At 44.4% G+C, this 20,420-nt stretch carries 20 protein-coding genes and 7 pseudogenes; 6 read left to right on the top strand and 21 right to left on the bottom strand.

The window, feature by feature from the left end; translation table 11 throughout:
- Positions 1–2: 2 nt before the first annotated feature.
- The 7 genes and pseudogenes from MMY81_RS23795 to MMY81_RS23765 form a co-directional block, all read right to left on the bottom strand.
- The gene (locus MMY81_RS23795) at positions 3–797 is read right to left on the bottom strand and encodes an ATP-binding cassette domain-containing protein (RefSeq protein WP_252314778.1); all 795 of its coding nucleotides are present in this window, start codon (positions 795–797) and stop codon (positions 3–5) included.
- Positions 794–982: a hypothetical protein gene (locus MMY81_RS23790; protein WP_252314817.1), complete on the bottom strand. Its 189-nt coding sequence runs from the start codon at positions 980–982 to the stop codon at positions 794–796. The genes MMY81_RS23795 and MMY81_RS23790 overlap by 4 nt, the downstream gene beginning before the upstream one ends.
- Positions 906–1,586 (bottom strand): annotated as a pseudogene (locus MMY81_RS23785) (ATP-binding cassette domain-containing protein). The gene MMY81_RS23790 and the pseudogene MMY81_RS23785 overlap by 77 nt, the downstream one beginning before the upstream one ends.
- Positions 1,570–2,409, bottom strand: coding sequence for an ABC transporter permease (locus MMY81_RS23780; RefSeq protein WP_252314777.1), 840 nt, complete (start codon positions 2,407–2,409; stop codon positions 1,570–1,572). Before MMY81_RS23780 ends, MMY81_RS23785 begins: the two are co-directional and overlap by 17 nt.
- Positions 2,409–3,347, bottom strand: coding sequence for a nickel ABC transporter permease (gene nikB, locus MMY81_RS23775; protein WP_252314776.1), 939 nt, complete (start codon positions 3,345–3,347; stop codon positions 2,409–2,411). The genes MMY81_RS23780 and nikB overlap by 1 nt, the downstream gene beginning before the upstream one ends.
- Entirely contained in the window at positions 3,344–4,789 is a 1,446-nt protein-coding gene (gene nikA, locus MMY81_RS23770; RefSeq protein WP_252314775.1) for a nickel ABC transporter substrate-binding protein, read from the bottom strand. Before nikA ends, nikB begins: the two co-directional genes overlap by 4 nt.
- A gap of 190 nt (positions 4,790–4,979) precedes the next feature.
- Positions 4,980–5,309, bottom strand: coding sequence for a hypothetical protein (locus MMY81_RS23765; RefSeq protein ID WP_252314774.1), 330 nt, complete (start codon positions 5,307–5,309; stop codon positions 4,980–4,982).
- A gap of 302 nt (positions 5,310–5,611) precedes the next feature.
- On the opposite strand from MMY81_RS23765, the gene MMY81_RS33615 reads away from it, so the two are divergent.
- Positions 5,612–5,887, top strand: coding sequence for a peptidoglycan-binding domain-containing protein (locus MMY81_RS33615; protein ID WP_274622846.1), 276 nt, complete (start codon positions 5,612–5,614; stop codon positions 5,885–5,887).
- Positions 5,884–6,630, top strand: a complete 747-nt coding sequence (locus MMY81_RS23755) for a peptidoglycan DD-metalloendopeptidase family protein (RefSeq protein WP_252314773.1) — start codon at positions 5,884–5,886, stop codon at positions 6,628–6,630. Before MMY81_RS33615 ends, MMY81_RS23755 begins: the two co-directional genes overlap by 4 nt.
- Before the next feature lie 38 nt (positions 6,631–6,668).
- Here the strand turns inward: MMY81_RS23755 and bioB are convergent.
- The 3 pseudogenes from bioB to MMY81_RS23740 all read right to left on the bottom strand — a co-directional run bounded on the left by bioB (position 6,669) and on the right by MMY81_RS23740 (position 9,651).
- Positions 6,669–7,674 (bottom strand): annotated as a pseudogene (gene bioB / locus MMY81_RS23750) (biotin synthase BioB).
- A 5-nt stretch (positions 7,675–7,679) separates the two neighbouring features.
- Positions 7,680–8,281 (bottom strand): annotated as a pseudogene (locus tag MMY81_RS23745) (biotin transporter BioY).
- Between the two features lie 130 nt (positions 8,282–8,411).
- Positions 8,412–9,651 (bottom strand): annotated as a pseudogene (locus tag MMY81_RS23740) (dicarboxylate/amino acid:cation symporter).
- A 340-nt stretch (positions 9,652–9,991) separates the two neighbouring features.
- Between MMY81_RS23740 and MMY81_RS35770 the strand changes: the two are divergent.
- Positions 9,992–10,108, top strand: a pseudogene (locus MMY81_RS35770) (DCC1-like thiol-disulfide oxidoreductase family protein); the annotation flags it as partial.
- Positions 10,068–10,370, top strand: coding sequence for a DCC1-like thiol-disulfide oxidoreductase family protein (locus tag MMY81_RS35765; protein ID WP_374562703.1), 303 nt, complete (start codon positions 10,068–10,070; stop codon positions 10,368–10,370). The pseudogene MMY81_RS35770 and the gene MMY81_RS35765, both read left to right, overlap by 41 nt.
- 96 nt (positions 10,371–10,466) lie before the next feature.
- On the opposite strand, the pseudogene MMY81_RS23730 reads toward MMY81_RS35765, so the two are convergent.
- The 5 genes and pseudogenes from MMY81_RS23730 to MMY81_RS23710 all read right to left on the bottom strand — a co-directional run bounded on the left by MMY81_RS23730 (position 10,467) and on the right by MMY81_RS23710 (position 14,173).
- A pseudogene (locus MMY81_RS23730) lies at positions 10,467–11,775 on the bottom strand (PTS ascorbate transporter subunit IIC).
- A 29-nt stretch (positions 11,776–11,804) separates the two neighbouring features.
- On the bottom strand, positions 11,805–12,068 hold the full coding sequence (locus tag MMY81_RS23725) for a PTS sugar transporter subunit IIB (protein ID WP_252314771.1): 264 nt from the start codon (positions 12,066–12,068) through the stop codon (positions 11,805–11,807).
- A gap of 17 nt (positions 12,069–12,085) precedes the next feature.
- Positions 12,086–13,134 (bottom strand): annotated as a pseudogene (locus tag MMY81_RS23720) (BglG family transcription antiterminator).
- On the bottom strand, positions 13,131–13,943 hold the full coding sequence (locus MMY81_RS23715; RefSeq protein ID WP_256497996.1) for a BglG family transcription antiterminator: 813 nt from the start codon (positions 13,941–13,943) through the stop codon (positions 13,131–13,133). Before MMY81_RS23715 ends, MMY81_RS23720 begins: the two are co-directional and overlap by 4 nt.
- Before the next feature lie 62 nt (positions 13,944–14,005).
- On the bottom strand, positions 14,006–14,173 hold the full coding sequence (locus tag MMY81_RS23710; protein ID WP_252314769.1) for an HTH domain-containing protein: 168 nt from the start codon (positions 14,171–14,173) through the stop codon (positions 14,006–14,008).
- Between the two features lie 281 nt (positions 14,174–14,454).
- On the opposite strand from MMY81_RS23710, the gene MMY81_RS23705 reads away from it, so the two are divergent.
- Complete coding sequence (locus tag MMY81_RS23705) at positions 14,455–14,874, top strand: DUF948 domain-containing protein (protein WP_252314768.1); 420 nt, start codon at positions 14,455–14,457, stop codon at positions 14,872–14,874.
- 55 nt (positions 14,875–14,929) lie between these two features.
- Positions 14,930–15,787 (top strand): YihY/virulence factor BrkB family protein, encoded by an 858-nt coding sequence (locus MMY81_RS23700; protein WP_252314767.1) that lies wholly within the window; start codon positions 14,930–14,932, stop codon positions 15,785–15,787.
- Between the two features lie 104 nt (positions 15,788–15,891).
- Here the strand turns inward: MMY81_RS23700 and MMY81_RS23695 are convergent, their stop codons facing one another.
- From MMY81_RS23695 to MMY81_RS23670, 6 genes are all read right to left on the bottom strand, one after another.
- Entirely contained in the window at positions 15,892–16,401 is a 510-nt protein-coding gene (locus MMY81_RS23695; RefSeq protein WP_252314766.1) for a TVP38/TMEM64 family protein, read from the bottom strand.
- 159 nt (positions 16,402–16,560) lie between these two features.
- Positions 16,561–17,223: a molybdate ABC transporter permease subunit gene (gene modB / locus MMY81_RS23690; protein WP_252314765.1), complete on the bottom strand. Its 663-nt coding sequence runs from the start codon at positions 17,221–17,223 to the stop codon at positions 16,561–16,563.
- 3 nt (positions 17,224–17,226) lie between these two features.
- On the bottom strand, positions 17,227–18,009 hold the full coding sequence (gene modA, locus MMY81_RS23685; RefSeq protein ID WP_252314764.1) for a molybdate ABC transporter substrate-binding protein: 783 nt from the start codon (positions 18,007–18,009) through the stop codon (positions 17,227–17,229).
- A gap of 21 nt (positions 18,010–18,030) precedes the next feature.
- Positions 18,031–19,158, bottom strand: coding sequence for a putative lipid II flippase FtsW (ftsW, locus tag MMY81_RS23680; RefSeq protein WP_252314763.1), 1,128 nt, complete (start codon positions 19,156–19,158; stop codon positions 18,031–18,033).
- A gap of 125 nt (positions 19,159–19,283) precedes the next feature.
- Positions 19,284–20,087: an undecaprenyl-diphosphate phosphatase gene (locus MMY81_RS23675; protein ID WP_252314762.1), complete on the bottom strand. Its 804-nt coding sequence runs from the start codon at positions 20,085–20,087 to the stop codon at positions 19,284–19,286.
- 12 nt (positions 20,088–20,099) lie between these two features.
- Positions 20,100–20,420 (bottom strand): DoxX family membrane protein (locus MMY81_RS23670; protein ID WP_252314761.1); only part of this gene is annotated, 321 nt, incomplete at its 5' end.

Genomic DNA, 20,420 nt, shown 5'->3' with positions numbered 1-20,420 from the left:
GCCTATACTGTTTCCCCTTGTTCTTTCAAACCGCCCCATTCGCTGGCCTGAATGAGCGATCTCGTATAGGCGTGACGGTTCCGGCTCCACGTCTCGCTTTTGTAAAAGTCATCTATGACCCTTCCTTCTTTCATCACGAGTATCCGGTCGGCCAGCTGATGAAGTACAGCTATATCATGGCTAATGCAGAGTACTCCGCGATCTGGATTGTTCGTTTCATGCTGAAGCAGATGCAGTACGGCGGCCTGTGACATGGTGTCCAGGTTTGAAGTAGGCTCATCCAGTAGCAGAAAAGCAGGGTTAATGCTGAGCGCTCTTGCGATGTGAATCCGCTGCTGCTGGCCGCCTGACAATGCTTCCGGTTTCCGGTCCAGCATCGCAGGTTCCAGTCCGACACGGGCCATCCATTCTTCGGCAAAGTGACGGTCATTTCCGTTTGTCAGGGCTCTGCCTCGTTCAGGAAAATTATGAATCGGCTCCAGCAGGGTAGAAATCGCATTTTTGCCAGGTAAAAAGCTTCGTATATCATGCTGCAGCACAGCCTGTGTCTGCCGGCGGAATTGTATTTTTTCTTTTCTTCCGGCCGTAAGAACGGAAATATCCTTTAATGTGATAGAACCTTCACCTGCAGGAAGCAGACCCAGCGCTAATTTTACGAGCGTGCTTTTACCGGATCCGCTCTCCCCCGCTATGCCAATCGTTTCTCCCGGAAACAGCGTGAAGCTTATCCGGCTTACGCCGCTTTTTGTTTTTGGATAATGGTAAGAAACATGTTTCATTTCAAACAATGGTTTCATTGGGCCCCCTCCTTTTTAATAGAGGAATGGAGCACCGGCACAGCCTGGCAGAGCCCGCGGGTTACTCGATGCCGGGGATTGGTTAGTACCGTATCAGGTCTGCCGGCTTCAATGATTTCGCCATCCGCCATGATGGAAACCGTATCTGCAAATCGAAGTACCTCTCTTAAATCGTGGGATATCATTAAAATGGCGCAGCCTTTCTTTTTGCAGCGTCTGAAAGAGCTTCATAATATGAGTCGATGTCAAAACATCAAGTGCAGAGGTGGGTTCGTCTGCAATAATTAAAGCAGGGTTAGTAAGCCAGGCGACCGCTAAAGCCACTCTCTGCACCTGTCCCCCGCTTAATTCAGATGGGATATTTTTGCAGTACAGATACTGGAAGCAGCACTACTTCCAATGCTTCTTCCATCTTTTTCCTTCGTTCTTTCTTTTTCAGGCCGGGACGCTGTATTTTCAGCACATCTTCCCACTGTTTATAAATAGAAAGAAGCGGAAAAAAAGAAGACCTGGCATCCTAAAAACATATGCTATGTGACGGCTCACGATATGCCGCCGCAGCTTTTCCGGAGACTGAACCAGGTCCTCCCCCTGAAAGATGACGGCACCTGAGGAAATGTGCAAAGCGGAAGGGAGAAGATCAGGATGGACAGATAGAGCCGTCAGGCTTTTGCCGGCTCCGCTGGGGCCCGCTACGGCGTGCCACTCTCCTTTATTAACCGATAGGGAAACCTGTCTGATCAGCTGATTAGAAGCTGATGCAACGGCCAATTTATCTATTTTCAACATGCTTTTTCTCCTCCCTTGCTTCTGTTTCTTCCTTTAAAAAACTATCCCGCCACTTATCGCCGGCGCTTTGGAACAATAAGGCTGTTCCTACAACAGCAGCCCCTGGAATAAGCAGCAGCCTGGGAGAGCCTGCAAAATAAGCTCTCGATTCATTAAGCATGGCCCCCCATTCCGGCAAAGGCGGCTGGGCTCCAAGTCCAATATAGGAAAGGGAAGCGATGAGAAGCATTACTTTCCCTACATCGGTCGTCGCCATAACTAAAATATGACTTCGGATGGCGGGAACCACGTGCGCTTTAATAATCGCTCCCGTCGAGCTTCCATTGATAATCGACAACAGAACAGCCTGGCCCTGGGTCACTTCTCTGGTTATTCCTCTTACAAGATAGCTGTATTGAATCCATTTTACGAGCACTACCGCGATGACAACATTAAAAAGGCCCGGTCCAAGAACAGCACTTAATAAAAGAGCTAAAAGAAAGTCCGGAAAAGCCAGAAAAGAGTCACCGATACGGGTAAACAGACGATCCATCCAGCCGCCTTTCATTCCTGCCAGCACCCCAGCCGGCACACCAAGAGCCACACTTAGAACAATAGCGAGAAGACTAAAACCTATCGTATAAGAAGCACCTTCCAGCATCCGGGCCAATAGATCCCTGCCAAGCTGGTCTGTTCCGAGCCAGTGTGAAAAAGAAGGTCCCTGCAGACGATCCGGCACTGATACGGTGGAACTGCTGACAGGCCAGAACCAGGAAAGAATAAGAATAAAGAAAACAAAAAGAAACAGCCACAGATATATTCGGGAGGACAGAGTTTTTTTCACTAAAACGTCCTCCCTTCTGTTCCGCGGCCTGGTGCCATCCATTTCAGCAGCAGATCACTGCTTAATTGAATAAGAGAAACTGCAGCAGCCATCAGAACCGTATAGCCTTGAATCACCGGTATATCGCGTCTCGTAATAGAATCAACAATCAGCGACCCGGCACCCGGGTAGCCGAAAACGACTTCAATGACAACGGTGCCTCCGATTAAGCTGCTTATGCTGACCCCGAGTACGGAAATCACGGGTACCAGAGCGGCCCGGAATGTATATTTCCAACGCAGCTTTCTTTCCGAAATACCACGAGCAGATATGGCTCGAAGAGAAGGTTCTTCCAACGCTTCCAGAAAGCTCGAACGGATCAGCCTGATATAAAAGGAGGCCATTCCGAGTCCAAGGGTCAGGGAGGGCAGCAGCAGATGCCACCACGTGCCGGCTCCAATCGCCGGCAGCCATCCCAATTGCACTGCAAACAGCTGAATCAGAATCAGTCCGATCAAAAAGTTTGGGACAGAAGCCCCTGTTACAGCCAGCATCCTTGCTGATTTATCTATCCATGAACCTCGGGAAAGAGCGGCGGCGACTCCTGTTGGGACAGCAATGAACAAAGCAACCAGAAACGCCCCTGCACTCATGTAGAGCGTGCCGGGCATTGCTCGTATAATCATCGCTAAGGCCGGCTCCTGTGTCACATAGGAGGTCCCCCAGTCAAGCAGGATAAAACTGCCCAGCCATGCCGTATACTGCTCAACAATAGAGTCATTCATTCCCAGATCTTCACGCACTTCATTGAGCTGTTCCTGTGTTACAGCCACGTCTTCTGTCCGAAGAATAGTAGATGCCGGATCCCCCGGAGCGAGATTAATCAGCAGAAAGCTTATTGTTGAAAAAATCCATAGAAAAAGTAAAAAGCTTACCGCCTGTCTGCCGACTATTTTCATTCTTCCACCCCGACCTCATTTGTCAGCATATAATACTCACTCGGGCTTGTTTCCCATCCCGTTATGTTTTCCTGCATCGCAACGCTGTTGGACGGATGAACAATAAAGGAATGATAGTGTTTGTCCAGTATCATCTCTGTCGCTTCTACTGCGTAGCCATCTCTTGCTTCCGGATCTGACTCCATATTAAAAGATTCGATGATTTCTGCCAGCTGCGGATCGTTCAGACCCCCAAAATTGAGTCCGCCATCGGGCGTATAGGCTGTATTTAAAAAGTAGCCGGCATCTCCTCTTGGGGCTGTAACATAGCTGTAGATCGTCATATCCCAGGAGTCATTAGACAGGAGATAATCATCAATTTGCTCATTTAATTGAATATCAATCGTGATGCCTGCCTGCTCCGCACGGTCCTGCAGAATCTGTGCCGCTATCGGAAGTTCAGGCCTTGCTGAGTACGTTACCAGCGAAAACTCCAGAGCTTCTCCGTCCTTGACCGCTCTGCCATCTTCAAGGGTGTAGCCTGCTTCTTCCAGCAAAGCAGAGGCTTCTTCGATGCTGTTTTCGTTTTGTTCTTTATTCGCTGCAAAGGCAAAATCTTCAAGAAAAGGACCCAATGCTTCTTCCGCTTCTCCATTCATAGCTTCTATGACGGCTTTTCGGTCGATAAGAATATCAAGCGCTTCCCGGACACGTTCATCCTGCAGAGCAGGATTATCCATCTGATAGATCAGCTGGTGTGTCCGAAGACTCGAAACGGTATCTACCTGAAACTCCTCAGCTGCTGCATCTGTTTCTTCTACCGGCGGCCTGTACACAATGTCGGCGTCTCCTGAACGAAGCGCAGCCATCCGGGAGTTTGCGTCTTCATTAAACAGAACTGTTGCTTCTGCTATTTGGGCTGCTCCGTTCCAGTAATCATCATAGCGTATCAGCTCAAGATCTTGATTCGCCCGGAAAGATTCCACTTCAAACGGACCCGTCCCTATTAGATCCTCTTCCTCTTTGAAAACAGCGGTATTCGGATGGACAAGTTCAGACGGAAGAAAGTGATTGGTTTCCTCTGTTGTGATGATAAGCTCCTGTCCTTCTGCTTCCATTGAAGAAATGCCGAGCGCTTCCTGCATCGCCGGACTCTGTTCTATAGTCTCTTCAAGAGACGCCTGGACTGCCTCAGCATCCAGTACTGTGCCGTCCTGAAAAGTAATATTTTCTTTTATTTGAAATGTCCATGTGTTATCCCCAGTATCTTCCCATGATTCTGCAAGCCACGGCTCGATGCCTTCTTCTCCTGTATAAGCAAGAGTTTCTGCTATTCCCATCCGTACAGAGGTATAGTTGGCATCTACTGCCGGGTTCAGTACTTCAGTAGGGTAATGAAAAGCGAAAGTAATCGATGAATCAGCATCCTCTTCACCTTCTCCCGGAGCCTGACAGGCAGACATCAGAAGACTTGATGCGGCCAGGTTAAAACGGCCATTTTTTCATGTAGCTTTCCCCTCTCCAGCTTTCTATGTATATCTTCTATTTTAACACGTATGTTTCATTATTTAATCGTAATCATTATTATTAGTCAAGCAGAAATACCCCTTATACAAAAGAGTCTCCCTACTTTAATAGGAAGACTCTTTTTCATTATCCAATTACTTCTACAGCACCGTGATCATCTACATGATCACCGTGTTTATGATGGAGCCTGCCGTCAACTAGATAATCGTAATGATCGCCGTGGGGAATTAATTCATGGCCGCAGTCTTCATTATGATCACACGGGGATTCAACCTGAACACATTCTGCTGGATTTTCCTCGGTTACTTCTATTTTGCACTCATCCCAATGATCTTCGTGTCCGTGATGAAGATGGCTGTCGTGCAGATAATCCACGTGGCCGTTATGCTTTATTTTCGTGTGGCCGCAGGCAAGGCTGTGCTTATGAGAGTGATTATCGTGCGTATGATGTTCCATAAATATTCCTCCTTTTTTGCTATCGTATCATGCATTTAAAGGAAAAATTGTTATTCCAAGCGGTTACGATTTATTTCCACTCTACACATTTACACACAATTTCACACAAGTACCATTTTTTCACACATTGTTACGTTTGCATAACATATGTATCCGACCTATTGTTTAAGACTTAAGTCCTCTATATACTCAAAATATACAATAAAATACTCTGGAGGTGAACATTGCGTTAGAAAGCTGATTTCACATGAGCATACATATTATACTGACACTTATCATGATGCAGCGTAACGCAAGATACAATGAAGAAAATAGCTATATCTACGATGCTCGCTGCGATTCTACTATTCACCCCGACGATGGCTGATGCGGCCCTGGGAGATCAAACTCTTCGACAGGGAATGAGACACTCCGACGTCTCCGAACTGCAGCAATGGCTCAGCTCTAAAGGCTTTCAAACCGGAGCAGCCGACGGAATATTCGGTGCCCGGACGGGAAACGCTCTAAAATCCTATCAGAGAAGTGCAGGATTAGGAGCTGACGGCATTGCCGCCGGCCGCAGACATTCAGTAAAATGAAAGTGTCTTCTGGTTCCTCTTCATCTAATGTATCAAAGGCTCCTGCTCCTTCCAACAACAGCAGCGCTTTATCCAGAGTGCTCCGACAGGGAAGCCGTGGAAATGACGTAAAGACTCTGCAGCAGTCGTTGAACAGTAAAGGCTTTAACAGCGGAACGGCTGATGGAGTATTCGGAGCCCGCACGACAAGCGCGGTCCGCTCGTTTCAATCAGCTGCTAAGCTTTCCGTTGACGGTGTGGCAGGATCAAGGACATTTGCCGCTCTAAAAGGCAATATAAAGGCTTCTTCCTCCGGATCCGGAAGCGGCACTCAGGTTTCCGGCACTACTGCCCCGGTATCCAGTGGATTTATTGTACCGGTGAGCGGCAGAATCAGTTCCGAGTTCGGTTCACGCAACGGCTCGAATCATCACGGTATTGATGTAGCACAAGGAAATCGATCCAATGTAAGTATCGCAGCTTCCGCTTCCGGAACGGTCACCTCTGCACGATTTATGTCAGGTTACGGAAACACGGTTATTGTTTCCCACACGATTGGCGGCAGACATTTTAATACGCTGTATGCCCACTTAAATTCATTTAACGTATCTGCAGGACAGACCGTCCGCCAGGGCCAGTCTATTGGTATTATGGGCAGCACCGGTCGTTCTTCCGGCCCGCACCTTCATTTTGAGATTCATGAAGGCAGCTGGAACGTAAGCAAATCAAACGTTGTTAACCCGAGAAAATATATTTCTTTTTAAATAATGCGCAAAAAAGCCATCCACGCGGATGGCTTTTTTTATGAATACATTTCTGCACTTCTATTATAAGCGGAAGTCTCAACTGTAAAACCGGCATCTTTAATAAATTCGAGGTCTTTTTCCCACTCCTGGCCTTTTGTCGTCAAGTAATCTCCAAGAAACACAGAGTTAGCCGCATATAAAGCCATCGGCTGCAGCGATCGGAGCTTTTCCTCGCGCCCGCCGGCAATACGAATTTCTTTCGTAGGAAGAATAAACCTGGCAAGTGCTGCGACTTGAAGACACTGCAGGGGGCTCAGCAGATCTCTGCCTTCAAAAGCGGTGCCTTCAATAGCATGTAAAAAGTTGATCGGAACCGAATCAGCATCGATCTCTCTAAGAGAGAACAGCATCTTCTACTATATCTTCTTGGGTCTCTCCCATTCCTGCGATAATGCCGGAACATGGAGAGATTCCAGCCTGCTTTACCGAATGAATCGTATCTGTGCGATCTTTAAACGTATGGGTGGTTACTACATTTTCATGAAAACGGCTGGATGTATTAATATTGTGGTTGTACCGGTCGACCCCTGATGCCCGCAGCGCTTCAGCCTGTTCTTTTTCCAAAAGGCCCAAACATGCGCAAAGCTTCAGGCCCGTAGTCGCTTTGATCTCTTTTACTGCTTCCATAACGACAGCCAGTTCTTTTTTGGCAGGGCCTCTGCCGCTTGCTACAATACAATAGGTGCCGGACCCTCTGGCATCCGCCTGTCTGGCGCCTTCCACGATTTCTTCTTTGGAGAGAATCTTGTATTTAGGAATAACCGCTGCTGAGTCTTTCGATTGAGAACAGTAGCCGCAGTTTTCCGGGCAAAGTCCCGATTTGATATTAATTAAAGAGTTGAGTTTGACTTCATTTTTGTAATAATAGTACCGAATTTGATAGGCCGCATTCAGCTGCCCCAATATTTCTGTATCGTTTTCCTGTAAAAATGCGAGGGCCTCTTTTTTTGTCAGCGGATCGTTTTCTTTTATAATCCGGTCCGCTCGGCTCAGCCAGGAAATTCCCACTAAGCGGCACCTCCTTTTGTAGAAGGCGTCCGCTTTTTCGCATACATCGTATGGTAGACCCGCAGGCTGAACCAGGCTGCGAGAAAGGCCAGAACAATATCTTTAGGCAGCGGTACCATCATCCAGGCCCAGGCCATCCAATAAGAAAATGCATCCGGTGCAGCAAACCAAAGCATATAAGCCATATACATCCAGTTTGTGCCAATAATATAATTGACCGCTGTGCCTAACAGCGCGGCTGCTACCAGCCGTTTGAATGTCCGGTTATTCTCTGTCAGCCTTCCGACTATGTATGCTGTTGCAATATAAGAAAGTATAAATCCAAATGTAGGGGAAAAAATAGTACCAATGCCGCCCGACCACTGGGCAAAGACAGGCATTCCCGCCAAGCCAATTAATATGTAAATGACAATAGAAAGCGACCCGTATTTTTTCCCTAAAAAAATAAACCTGCTGCTACACTTACTGCGGTCTGCAGCGTAATGGGAACTCCTCCAATGACTAAAAACGGCACCAGCGATGTAATATTGGCTCCAATCATCATCATCGCTGCAAAAAAAGAAGCTAGAATCATTCCGTGTAAATGTGAACGAACAATCATTTTCTTCCCTCCCTCTTCAATATATTTTAGTATATACAATATGAATACACATTGTAAACCTATTAATAAAAAAGGTTTACAATAAGAACAGAAAAGAACAGCCGCATAAACGGCTGTTCTTCTTACCTATTTATGATTCAGGCATTCCTGTAGCTTTTCCTTCTTTTGCTTTTTCTCCTCTATCTACTACGTAGGCACATGTAGCATCGCCCGTAATATTCAAGGCGGTACGAAGCATGTCAAGGAGTCTGTCTACACCGAGAATTAAGGCAATACCTTCGACTGGAAGACCTACCTGCTGGAGGACCAGCGATAGCATGATCAGGCCGACACCCGGTACACCTGCAGTTCCAATACTGGCGAGCGTAGCTGTAATAACGACCATTACCAGCTGCGATACGCCCAGCTCCACGCCGTAAACCTGAGCTATAAAGATCGTAGCTACGGCCTGCATAATGGCTGTACCATCCATGTTAATGGTGGCGCCGAGCGGCTGAACGAAACTGCTGACAGGCTTACTGACTCCCAGCTTCTCCTGCGCGGTTTTCATCGAAATCGGCAGGGCCCCGCTCGAACTCGATAAACTAAATGCCACGGTCATTGCCGGGAAGAAATTTTTGAAGAACGTAAGCGGATTTGTTTTCCCAAGCCATGCGATAGCTATGCTGTACGTAATAGCTGCATGAAGGATCAGAGCTCCAATAACCGTAATCATGTACATGCCCATAGACTGAAGTCCATCTATTCCTGCATCTCCAAGAGCGGAAGCAATTAAAGCAAATGCACCGAATGGCGCTGTATACATAACAATATTTACGAGAAACATCATCACGTCATTACCCTGTTCCAGCAGCTTTTGAATACTGCTGTCTTATCCCCAAGACGTGCCAGGGCAATACCTAGGAATAGGGCTACAGCAATAATCTGAAGCATTTCTGCGTTAGCCAGTGCTTCTACGGGGTTGCTTGGAATAATGTTCAAAAGCGTATCCATAATTGGCGGAGCAGCTTCTGGTTCATATTCAGCAGATGCAGTATCGAATATCCCTGCCTGACCGGGCTGGATAAGGAAAGCTAAAGAAAGACCGATCAATAAAGCGATAACTGTTGTCGTAATATAAAACGTAATGGTTTTCGTACCGATTTCCCAAGTTGAACGGGGTCTTTCAGACTGGCCGTTCCTAAAGCAATGGAGATAAATACAATAGGTACAACGAGCATCGTGATCAAATTAAGGAAAATCTGGCCGACCGGGGTTAAAATATAAGTATCAATAATACTAAACACGTTGTCCGGCACGTAGTTCAAAGCAAGACCTACAATGAGTCCGAGAACAAGTGCAATTAATATGTTTCTTGTTAAATTCTGCATGATTTCATGCAACCTCCTTTTACAATATAGTATGTCGGTATAATGAAAATAGTATATTTATTCTTTTTTAAAACACAGCTTATACAATAATGAAAAATAATTGCTTCATATTAAATAGAGCCTTTCAAAAAGAATAATATAGATGTATTATATACTGTTTCCATAAAAATATCCGTTCTTTTTTAAGATTTATTTCATTATTCCGATCTATAAGATAAATTCCCTGTTAGATTATCTCTTTACTATAACAGTAAAATTTTTTTGAGAAGATATTCACAATCGAGAGATGGTTTACTTTCCGCAGAAGTAGTGAATGATAAGAAAAAGGAGATGAACCGGCATGACCCAGCATTTAGTCTTTTACGACGCTTCCTGCCCGCTCTGCTATCACTTGAAGAAAAACTTAACGAAGCTGGATAAAAATAATAAACTGCACTGGATCGCAGCCCAGACGGCAGAAGAAGATCCAGACACCTACCCTTATCTTCAGGGCAGAAATTTCGTACGAAGAAATCCATATATTAACGAGCCGGGGGGTAGTGATGAAAGGATTCCACGCTATCCGCCGCCTGTTGATAGAGCTTCCTGCAGCCAGAGTGCCAGGAGCGCTTTTGTATTTTCCTCTTGTAGATAAAATAGGTTCACCGCTCTATTTGTACGTTTCCAAAAGCAGGTTCAAGTGGTTCGGTAAATACGATCCGCCGCGGATTAATGAATAATAAAAACGCCTTCGGCTTTTCTCCGAAGGCGTCTCTTACATTATGCAGCTTCTGCTTCTTCTCTTTTTTTCTTTTTGCTGATTCCCCATCCTACACCTATAAAATACTTAGCAAAGCAAGAACAGCCAAAGTGAATAAAACAGTGGAATTAATAGCCAGACTCAAATTACCGAGTATAAGTCCAATTACTCCAAAGTCTGCATCTCCAAATGTGGTACTTTGAAAACCTATTTCCCCAAGAAGCGGTAGTAATAAAGCCGGCAGAAAGCTTATCATAACACCATTTGCCATCGCTCCAACGATTGCTCCTCTTCTTCCTCCAGTAGCGTTACCAAACACACCGGCGGCAGCCCCTGTAAAAAAGTGCGGTACAAGACCTGGAACAATAACAGCCAGACCGAAAAGAGGAAGAAACAGCATACTGATCAATCCTGCGATAAAGCTGAACATAAATCCAATAATGACTGCGTTATTGGCAAATGGAAAGACAGCAGGAGCATCCAAAGCCGGCTTGGCATTAGGCACCACTTTATCTGCAATTCCTTTGAAGGCTGGAACAATTTCTCCTAAAAGCATACGAACCCCGGCCAGAATAATATACACTCCGGCTGCAAAGGCCAGCCCCTGCATAAGAGAGAAAATCAAGAAATTCTGTCCTCCGCTTAACTCTGTCTCTACATATTGCCCTCCGGCAAATAAACCGACGACAATAAATAGAATGACCATGGTCAAAGACACAGCTACTGAAGTATCCCGAAGAAAACCTAATGCTTTAGGGACTTTAATATCTTCTGTAGATTTTTCCTTATTTCCAAATTTACTGCCTAAGAAACCGGCAACAAGATAGCCAAATGACCAAAGTGTCAACCGCAATATCATCCGACTGGGTGATCTGCCTGGTGTACGGCTGGAGCATAGCAGGAAACAATACCATTAAAGATCCAAGGATAACTGCTCCCAGCGCTATCATGCCAATACCTGACATGCCGCCGGTTGTCAAAATAACTGCGATCAGGCAGGCCATAAACATAATGTGATGACCTGTTAAAAAAATGTATTTAAATGGAGTAAAACGGGCAAGCACTATGTTCGTTACCATTCCAAACAGCATAATCATCGCTGTTTCTGTGCCAAATGCATCCTGAGCTACGGCTACAATAGCCTCATTGTTAGGAATAACACCATCTACATTAAATGCGTGATTAAACATCTGGCTGAATTGATCAAGGGAACCAATGATTACCGTAGCACCGGCACCGAGAATCACGAAACCGAGGATTGTTTTCAATGTACCGGAAACAACATCTGCAATCGCTTTTCGCTGGAGAAGCAGCCCGAGAAAGGCAAACATTCCAACCAGCAGCTCAGGTGTTCCCAGCAGATCATTCATAATAAGATCTATCATTATTTTTTTCCTCCTTTTCTCTGTTTATATTAGAGGTGTGTTTCCAGAGCCGTGCGAAGCTCTTTTTTATCTAATAAGTTATTCAGCAGTGCTACATTTCTTGTACCATCGTTAATGTTACCCAGGATATCTTCTGACCCAATATATAAATCAGCCGCTTCTGTCTTTGCTGTTGTTAAATCTGTATGCGATACATCAGCTTCTATATTCATATCCTTTAAAATACTCTGTACATTCATTGAAACAATCATAGAACTTCCTCCATTACCACATACAACTAATATTTTTTTCATCGTAAACCCTCCGTTTTTTATTTATAAGAATACTTGGATACAAGAGAGAGGACATCCTCTTTCGTTTCTGCATCTAATAAGTGATTGATATTCTCCGGTTCTGAAAGCATTTCTGTAAGCTGGGATAAAGCTTTTAGATGAGTTTCATTGTCTACCGCTGCCAGCACAATAATGAGCGAGGCTTGATGTTTCGGATCTTCAGAAAAGAAACCGGCGTGCGCAGACGAAGCAGGCTCATTCCCAGTCGTTCTACGCCTGTTTCCGGCCGGGCATGTGGAATCGCAATCTGCGGAGCAATAACAACATATGCCCCATTTTCATAGATATTTTCAATCATCGCATCTACATAGCTGCTCTTTATACTTTCATCTTCCAAAAGTGGGAGAGAAGCCTGTCTTACTGCCTCCTCCCAGCTTTCTACTTTCTCTGTGAGCTGAATTGTCTTGGGAGTAAGAAGTTCTTCCAGCATAGGTTTATGTGTCTCCTTTGTAGAATGAGTATTTTGTAAAAAGGAATAAATTTTTTGTTGAAGGGCTTTATAATCATGGATCGTCGCATGTTCTTCGATTAGAGAAATCAGCTGAGCCTCTTCCCCGGCTTTTTCTATATGAAGCATCTGCTTCAACTGAGCGTCAATACGTTTTCTTTCTTTGTCATTAAGCAGAGCAGGAACATATATGACAGGAGAAACCTTTTGCTTAATAAAAGAGGTAGAAAAAATAATATCTGCATCATATGCATGCTGATTGTATTCTCTTACAGACAAAGTACCAGCGATAAATACTTCCGGCAGAAGCGTTTCCAGCTGGGATCGAAGCATACCGGAAGCAGCAATGCCATTTTCACAAACAACAAACGCTCTAAAATGTTTTATAGATTGATGGTCTCCACGTTTCAGCCACCCTCCAAAGTGCATGGCGATATATGCTGCTTCTTCTTCCGGCACCGCCCGGCCAATAAATGATTCCAAATGTGACAGTGATCGTTTGGTTATATAGAAAACATCCGGATATTCGGATTCGATTTTTTCAGCATATCCGCCGCTTATCGGCAGATCGTATTTCATCCGTAGTATGCCGGCTTTAAATGCGCCAGCAGATTATTCTCTAATTGCGCTCTTTCTTCCAGAAGCAGGCAGCCAATTAACTGAAAATCGTCAACAATTTTTGCAATAACTCTTCTTAGATTCTTTTCTTCTATTTTTGCAGAAGACTGCGGTGCTGCATGATGGACACGTGAACCGAGAATCTGCATCGTTAATTGACATTTCTCCATATCATCCAGCGGAACACAGCCGTTTTTTTGTATGCGCTCTGAAAGATGTTCTACTGCAAGATAGCTGTCCGTTTGTTTTAGAATGTCTTTTTCTTCCTGATCTATCTCTTCAGCTGTCGATCCAGACTGTCTTTTTAATGAAATCAAAAGCTGATAGACCAAAAACTGAACGACATGTTCTGTAAAGGAGACCTTAAGCTCTTTTTCTATTAACGTAACCTCATATTCCAGATAAGGAACTAGTTCTTCTTCTTTCTTAGATCCTGTATTTATCACCATCTGTGCTTTTTCCCGAAGCTGCGTAGATTCCGATTTTGCCAGAACGTCGGAAATGCACTGGGTCAGCAGTTTTCTTTTCTTTGTTTCATTTCCCTTTATGGAATAGCCTTCGTTTTTAACATGAATCAATTCCAAATCCTGAATGTCTAAAGCTTCCGAAGTTCTTTTCAAATCACGGAATAAAGTGCCTCGGCTCACTTGTGTGAGATGCTGCAGCTCTTTTAAAGAAGCCATTTTCTTTCGCGATAATAGAAATAAAATAAGCAGATACTGTCTTTCTTTTCCGGAAAACCGATACTCCCATTCGTTTTGAAGATGCAGCTTGGCTGGCAGCTGTTCTTTAGCATCCAGTGGAATATAAAAGCCCTTGCCATATTCTTTTTTTATAGGCGGCAGCCCTCTCTTTCCAGCCAGCCATTAATTTGGCTGATATCATAATAGATGGTTCGCTGTGATACTCCCAGCGCTTCTGTGAGTTCTTTTACTTCTACTCTTTCAGAAGATTGGGAGATTAAATGCAGGATAGATGTTCTTCTCTGGTCCAGGACCATGATTCACCCTCCTATATCTCATTTTGCAAAATTCAATAAAATAAAAGCTTAAGCGCTTGCTTCTAAATCTTATATTAATAGGCTTTTATAAATAATGTAAGGGCTTTCTATGTTCCATTTTTGTAATGTCTACATTTGCAAAATGAGACGTATATTTTTAAAAAGAAGATTATTTTTACAAAAATCATTTTGTTCGTTTTCTTCCGCGTATAATAAGATAAACAGAATACCGTTTTAAAAGCTTTCAAATCAGGGTAAACAACAGAAAGGAGGTGAGGTTAATGATGTGGCTTTTATACGTCAGTATCGGTATCGTCGTACTGGCCATTGTGTTTCTTGCTATTTATGCCATTAAAATTTTCAAAAACACGACAAGTACGATCAAAGAGCTCAATACTGTCAGCGGTCGGATTCAATCACGTATTGAATCATTAACTGACAAAGCGGAGGGCATTCAGCAGAAGACAGAGCTTATCAATGAAGACATTGAATACAAAAAGCAATCTGTACAGGTTCTGCTTGATTCTTTTAAAGAAACAAAACCATCGCTGCGTTCCCTGCAGCATAATGTTCGTACAACCAATATGGTGGAAGAGGAAGCAAAAGCTTCTTATTCCTATGAAGTAAACCGCATGCTTGACTGGGGCAATACAGCTATTGATTTGTATTCCAAATTTGCATCGAAAAAGGAAAGAAAATAGTACGCTATTTTCTTTCTTTTTTACATAATATGAACCGCTTAGAGAGGAGGCCTTTATGAATAAACTAAAAGGATATGCAAAAGAACTGGGGCAGGAATTCAAAAAAGATAATGTCACCCTGCTTGGTGCCGCTCAAGCCTATTATTATCTTCTGGCTATTGTGCCGCTGATGATCCTTCTGCTTTCGCTTCTTCCGTTTTTTAATATTGCACCGGATAGTGCCATGGAAGTAGTGGAAAATGTCATCCCCGGTGAGATGGCCGCTATTTTTGAAGACAATATCGTAAGCCTTGTCACTACACCGCAGGGCGGACTTCTTGGTATCGGTATTCTTGGAACACTATGGTCCGCCTCCAACGGAATTAACGCCTTTATCCAGGCTTCCAACCAGGCATATGACGTAGAAGAAACCAGATCTTTTATTAAAGTAAGACTGATGTCTCTTGCACTTACTATTGGAATGATCCTTGCTGTCGTTATCGCTTTGATTCTTCCTATTTTCGGTAATGTGATTATTGATTTCATTAATTCGGTCGTTAACCTTCCTACGCAGACAGCCATTTTATTTCAGGTGCTGCGCTGGGTGATTAGTATTGCTGCAATGATTATTGTATTATCGGCTCTGTATCATTTTGCGCCGAACAAAACGTACCCCTTTAAGGAAATTCTCCCCGGTGCATTAATAACAGCACTGCTCTGGCAGATCATTTCCCTAGGTTTTTCATTCTATGTCGGCAACTTTGCCAATTATTCCGCGACGTACGGAAGCCTCGGTGGTATTATTGTGTTAATGCTTTGGTTCTACCTGATTGGTATTATTCTGATGGTAGGCGCAGAAATTAACGTGATTATTCATCGTAAAAATATACGCGAGAAAGCTGAAAAAGACGGCTTTCCTAAAGGTATTGTATAGATAAAGAGCTAAAAAACGGGAAGTCCTTTTACAGGACCTCCCGTTTTTTTAAATACTTGATCCTTCCGGCTCCGGTTCCGCCTCCCGGTTTTTTCCAAACAGTTTTACACAACGAGCAGCAATGCTGCCATAAGAACGGAGAGATACCAGGGCATTTCCGTGATAGCACGGCCAAATGCAGTGTAAATAATGGAGGGCAGCAGGATACCAGCTACAGAATAGTACATATATTCTTTTAAAGACTTTGTCATTTCAATCAAGTACAAGGAGAGCAGGTAAAAATGCATAAACGGAAGCAGACGCAGGACCATCACCTGTCCAAGGGTCACTTTCCGATCTCCAAGCAGTCTCATTTTTAATGAAGTAATCTTACGGTGAAGACTTGGAAAAACGTGAATCAGCTTGTAAAAGATCAGACTTGATAAAGATAAGCCAATCACCGAATACAACGTCCCATAAAGAAAGCCGAAAAAGACGCCGCCTGCCATACATATAAGCAGAACGGGAATAAACAGCATAGGTCTGATCAGATGAAGGAGAATAAATAGTATGGGCGCAAGCCACCCTGCTTCTTCAATAATAGTTTGTATAGAGGTATGTAAAGAATCCAACATAACCCTCCTCTCTCGTAAAATCTTTTTAAAGCGGCTATTGTTTTGAAGCGCTTCAACCGATCGTAAAATCACGTTTCTCTACTATATCACATTCCCTTTCAAGCTTCGGACGTATTTCCCCATTAAAAAAGAAAACTACTGCAGCAGTAGTTTTCTTTTTTATTTAGCTTTTAACACCATCGTAGTAAGCAAAAGGATACCGATCGTAGTAACACTTAGAACAATCACCATCATGTTCGCTTCTTCCATTCGATTTGCCTGGACGGCATCATAAATGGCAATCGAAAGAGTCTGCGTCTGTCCAGGGATATTGCCTGCTACCATAATAGTGGCGCCAAACTCCCCCATCGCCCTGGCAAATCCAAGTACAATGCCTGCAATAATGCCTCGATATGCGAGAGGGATCATAATTTTATAAAAAATCTGCCATTGGTTGGCACCATCTAATTGAGCGGCTTCGAGGCTGCCCTGATGAATGGAATCAAAAGCGGCCTGCATCGGCCGGATAATTAACGGCAGTGCGGCAATCGAAGCGGCGATGACAGCGGCCTGCCAGGTAAACAAGATAGAAGATCCGGTCATGCTTTCTACAGTCCGGCCTATCCAGCTGTTTGTTCCCAGAGTAAGCAGCAAATAATAGCCTACTACTGTAGGCGGCAGCACAAGTGGCAGCATCATGAGTAGAGACAATAACTCCGTCCATTTATTTTTATGTACAGTGACGAGCCAGGCAAATAAGATGCCAATAATAAATGCAATTCCGGTTGCGATAACAGCTACCTGCAGAGACAGAAAAAGTGGAAATCCAATTAAATCAATCATCCCTTATTCCTCTGGGAGTACGAATCCGTACTCCTTCATTGTTTCCTGGCCTTCATTTGAAAACAGGTAATCCACAAACTGCCCGGCCTCTTCCGGATGCTCACTTCGTGAAGGAACAGCAAGGGCCTGAATAATTGGCTCATAGTCTTCTGTATCAATAGGTTCGTACGAGAGATCCGATTCTATCGAAAGCGCGAGCGCAACGATACCGGCGTCGACATCTCCTGATTCCGTATATTGAAGTGTCTGTCTAATGTTTTCCCCATATACAAGCTTGTCTTCTACTTCATCCCATATCCCCCAGGACTCCAGTGCCTGCTGGGCAGCCTTTCCATAAGGAGCATGCTCCGGGTTGGCAATAGCAATCCGTTCTATCTCATCGCTCGTTAAATCGTCAGGTTCCAGCGTTTCATAAATAGTCCCATCGTGCATGATTCCGATCTGACCTAACGCATACTGACGCTTTGTATCCTCTTCGACAGCCTCTGCTTCGATCAGACGGTCGATATAGGACTCATGCGCCGCCGCAAACAAATCATACGAAGCGCCCTGCTCAATCTGCTGGGTCATTTGGCCTGTAGATCCAAAGGAGAAGGTCACATTGATGCCTGTCTCCTCTTCAAAATCTTCTCCGATTACGGTAAACGCATGATATAAGTCAGCGGCAGCACCTACATTGATTTCCACTGTCTCTTCTCCCGTTTGTTGCATTTCTTCTGAATCGTTACCGCATCCGGCTAAAGCTATAGTTCCTGCCAGGCCAAGCAGTATCTTTTCATATTTCATTGAAGTATCTTCCTTTCATTATTACAAGGCCAGTCCTTTTTCTTTTTCCAGACGTTTTTTAGTCGTTCGCGAGATGTTGGCGAGTATTCCTAACCCCAGCATACAAACGAGGAGAGACGATCCACCGTAGCTGATCATCGGAAGAGTGATGCCGGTAATAGGCATTAATCCGGTCGCTGCTGCCAGGTTAAACAAAGCCTGCATGAGCAAAAAGAAAACAATACCAAACGCCAGCAGCTTGCCAAACGTATCCCGGCTGCTTCGTCCCACAGCAAAACCGCGAAGGGCGATAACGGCAAAGCAGGCTACTACAAAAAGCAGTCCTAAAAGCCCGAGTTCCTCTGCAATAACGGCAAAAATAAAGTCAGTATGCGGCTCCGGAAGATAGTGCATTTTCTGAACACTCTGCCCCAACCCGTTTCCAGTAACTCCACCACTTGCGATAGCGATATAGGATTGAATCAGCTGATGGCCGCTTCCTTCTATCTCCCATGCAAACGGGTCCCGGAAAGCAACAAGGCGCTGCACTCTGTACGGCTCCTGCATAGCAAGAAAGGCGGCAACCCCTCCTCCAAGCAATGCCAGTGTACCTAAGTGAACCCATTTTGCTCCCGATAAGAAAACAATGGTTCCTCCTATCAGCAGAACCATAATGCCTGTCCCTAAATCAGGCTGGAGTATAATCAATCCAAACATAAAAACAACAACGACCAGCGGCGGAAGCACTCCACGCACAAAATGAGTAATATAGTGCTGCTTTTTTGAATAAACGTTAGCCAAGTAAATGATGACGGCAAGCTTAACAAATTCCGAAGGCTGCAGCCGGAATGGCCCAAAGGAGAGCCAGCGCCTGGCTCCATTCACTTCTGTACCTACTAAAATAACGGCTAAAAGCAATAAAATACAAACTCCAACGATGAAAGGCGTTAGTTTCTGGTAATGCGTATATGGGAAATGAAGCGCGATAAAGAATACCACAACTCCGATAACAAACCACATAACCTGCCTTGTAAAGAAATGAGTGGGATTATCCGCAATATCAATCCCCAATGGAAAACTGGCACTATAGACCATTAACAGCCCAAATATCCCCAACAAGAAAGTAACTCCAATCAACACCCAATCGTAATGCTTTTTCTGCTCCGCCATTTTCTGTGCTGCTCCCCTTTTAAATAACGCCTTCCTTGCTGATGCAGGAAGACGCGTTTATTCATTATTTTATTGTACGTTCTTATATTTTTGCGGTTGTCTATCAGTATACAGGAAAAAAGTGCTTAACTAAAAATAAATAACAGAACACCGACACTCACACAGTACCCTGCAAAGTAGATCAATTTCCCGCTGGTGATCACTTCAATAAATAACTTAATGGCGAAAATAGAAATAACGAGCGAGGCTATGAACGCCGCCGTATATAAAATAATCCGATCCGGACTGCTCAACGCGGCAATAATCTGATTCCACGTAATAACAAGGCTTCCCAGACTTGCCGGTATGGATAAAAAGAAAGAATACTTCAAAGCAACTGCCGGTTCGATTTTTCTTGCCATCGCGGCCACAACGGTTGCACCGGAACGGCTGATACCAGGAGCTAACGCCAGTGATTGGGCCAGCCCGACGATCACCGCATCCAAAAGGGTGATTTCCCCTTCCTGCTTGTCTCCATTCAGCTTTCGAATAATAAACAATGCAGCACCGGTAACTATGAGAGCTCCGGCTACCATGTAAATATGGGTGAATTTCAAGCTGATCGTTTCGTACAAAAGCCCGCCGACTACGACAGCGGGGATCGTTCCCACGACAATCAGAAAGCTTAATCGAAACATCGGCTTATCATCCGGCTCTCTTTTTCTTACATAACGCATCGTACCAAAACATAATTCCAGTAAATCCTTTCGATAAACAACAAAGACCGCCAGCAGGGAGGCCGCATTTAAAAATGTTTCCAAATGAAGGTCCGGCACATCCAATCCCAGATAAAAAGAAAAAATGCGCAGATGGCCGCTTGATGAAACAGGCAGAGGCTCCGTCAGCCCCTGTATAATACCAAATACAATATATTGAAGCAGATCTATCATACGTTCACTCCTTTACGATGATGAGGTTTCCGGTGAAATAACAATAGGGATGGAAAATGGATGTTTTTTCACAGTCATCAGCACCAGACAGAAGGCGATAAGTACAGCCGCCTGAGCATAGTCACTGATAAACCAGCCTGGATGGTACGGAATAACCAGCAGAGCAGCAATTAATGGAAGAAGCAGAAAAGCCGCGGAGCTTCTAATAAAAAATCCTGCAATAACCATTAAGCCCGCCAGCATTTCGATAATAGCCGTGAGGTGGGCGGCGGAAGAAAACAATGGAGAAGTATCGAACACATTTAAATAGGTGCTGATATCCCAAACTTTTTC

The sequence above is a fragment of the Sinobaca sp. H24 genome (genome assembly GCF_023845525.1).
Note: the sequence above shows the minus strand (reverse complement) of the source record. Positions and strands in the feature narration are given on the sequence as shown.